This window comes from Aquifex sp. (genome assembly GCF_056494385.1).
In genome coordinates, this window is sequence record NZ_JBSLZM010000075.1 from 1 (window position 1) to 2,636 (window position 2,636).

2 protein-coding genes are annotated in these 2,636 nt (G+C 43.9%); both read right to left on the reverse strand.

The genetic code is table 11. The features are described 5' to 3' along the window. The coding region (locus tag ACWB1W_RS05960; protein WP_479370467.1) for a hydantoinase/oxoprolinase family protein at nucleotides 1–1,529 on the reverse strand (1,529 nt) is incomplete at its 3' end. 514 nt (nucleotides 1,530–2,043) lie between these two features. After that, nucleotides 2,044–2,636, reverse strand: a 593-nt coding sequence (locus ACWB1W_RS05965) for a hypothetical protein (RefSeq protein ID WP_479370468.1), incomplete at its 5' end; no start/stop codon positions are given.

The following is a 2,636-nucleotide window of genomic DNA, read 5'->3' on the forward strand; positions in this document are numbered from 1 at the left end:
ATTTCCATTTCCTTAATAAGTCTTTCTTCAATCACTTTATAAATCTCTTCAAGAGCTTCTTCCTTAATCTCTTCCTCCTTAAGCATCACGGTTGTTGAGAAGTCCTTAACCACGTCCGAGATAAGCATCCCTACGGCGGAAAGGAGGCCAGGATTTTTGGGAATTAAAACCCTCGGTATGTTTAGCTCTTTGGCGAGAAATACGGCGTGAAGACCTCCGGCACCACCGAAAGAAACAAGGGTGAACTCCATCGGGTTGTATCCCCTCTCTACGGATATCCTCCTTATAGCTCTAACCATGTTTGAGTTGGCAACGTTCAGTATAGCCTCCCCGAGCCGGTGGGGGTCAACACCCAGTTTTTCAGAGAGATTTTTAAAGGGTTCTTCAAGCAGTTCCGGATAAAGCCTCATCCTTCCACCGAGGAAGTGTTCGGGAACGAGTCTCCCGAGGTATAGGTTAGCATCCGTTACCGTTATATCTTTTCCCCCTTTTCCGTAACATATGGGTCCCGGTTCTGAGCCTGCACTTTCCGGACCAACCCTCAGCGCTCCTCCCTCGTCCAGCTTTGCTATTGAACCCCCTCCGGCTCCTACGGTGTGTATATCAATCATGGGGACTTTCACGGGTAGACCGGATATCTTTGATTCAGTGGTAAGTCTCGGTGTTTTATCTATAAGGGATACGTCCGTGGACGTTCCTCCCATATCAAAGGTTATTAACTTCTCGTATCCCGCAAGTCTTCCCACATACAACGCACCCATAACACCTCCCGCCGGACCCGAGAGAATGGTTCTTACCGCCTCCCTTGAAGCGGTTTCAACGGATATAACTCCACCGTTTGACTGCATAACCCTGAGACTGTCACCTTCCTTTACGTTTTCCTTGAGGTATCTTAGATATCTACTCATCTTGGGAGACACGTAAGCGTTTATAACGGTCGTTGAAGTTCTCTCATACTCCCTAAACTCGGGAAGAATTTCCGAGGAAAGCGTAACAAAAAGCTTCTCCCTTTCAAGCCTCTTTCCTACCACCTTTTCATGTTCGGGATTTGCGTAGGAGTGGAGAAAGCAAACGGCAACTGATTCAACGCCTTTACTAAGTATCTCATTTACTACCTTTTCCAGTTCTTCCGTGTTAATATCCTGAAGAATTTCCCCCTTTTTATTCATCCTGCACCTTATACCGAACCTTAGCTTCCTCGGCACAAGAGGCTTCGGCTTTTTATAGTGTAGGTTGTAAAGCTCTTCTCTGTTCTGTCTACCTATCTCTATAACGTCTTCAAAACCTTTATTCGTTATCAATGCGGTTTTTGCTCCTTTCCTTTCCAGAAGTGCGTTGGTCGCTACCGTTGAACCGTGAACTATATCAAGCCTCTTATCCTTTCCTATGATTTTTAATCCTTCAATAACAGCCTCGGCGGGATTTTGGGGGGTTGATGGTATCTTTAGGACATTCCAAGTTTTCCCGTCCCAGTATACGAAGTCTGTAAAAGTTCCTCCCGTATCAACGCCGACGTAAACCTTATCCATGGTTTTAAGTTTAGTCAACCATCCCGTACCTAGGGTGCAAGGCTTAACTTTGGAGAGTAACTCCTGAAGGAGTTACCCTCACGGGCGGATTGTTCGCCCGTCCCCTCACGAGGGGTTTATCCTTGTTAATGTGAAGCTCTACGCCCTTACGGACGGGTCTTCCGGGTAGGATTATATTCCCTACCGGAAGCTCCGTAAGGAGATTCCTGCATGGGCAAGGGCTTTCCGCCCTCTCTACGGGCGTAAGTTCGGATTGCTCCGGCCCTGCCGCCCTTAAGGCGGGCGAGACCTAAATCCTTCCCGCTTTTCACCACTGCCTCACCTTTTATCTTCAAGGCGGAGGCCGACATTACACCCCTATAGCTCTCCACCTACACGTATTATTTTAGCCCTTTGCTTTACCACATACAACCCTAAAACGCCCTTATGGGTGACGACTGCACAACCCTCACTTACGGAAGGGGACTTAGGGCGTAAGTTTAGTTTAAAAAGAAAAAAAGGAAAAGAAAAGAGATTAATTTCCCTGTAATGTAATTGTATCGGTATAGGTAAAATCAAGCACAGAGTATTCGGAGAAACTACACTGAAGATTGAATATTCCTGTAACTTTTCTATTATTCCAATCAATATCCACAGTATTTATAGTTAATAAACCTGAACAATCAGCAGTGTCAGTTTCCGTACCAGATTCTCCATCACAATTATAGTTTACAGAAGTATTACACGTAAATGGTGTTTCTCCTTTTACAGTTCCTGTTGCCTCATCGTAGTAAATTCTTCCGGAAGAACCTGAACAATTAAAAGTTCCTTTTACATAACAGTTCAAACCATAAACCTGTATATAACCATCTATTGTTCCGCTTGAAGAAGTATCTAATATAATCTCGGGTTTAGTAGGATTAAATGAAATATTAGAATACTTAAATTCGGTTATCTTTGCTACTTCATTTACTTCAGTGGGAGAAGATATAAGATTTTTACCTTCATTTTGTTTAAGAATATTAAAACTTTTCGCTATTAGGTCATTCTTCTGGGCTACAGTAACATCAGGTTCAGTAAGTGTTACCGTTCCTAAGGAACTTTCTAATGTATCTCCTATATTTAGCT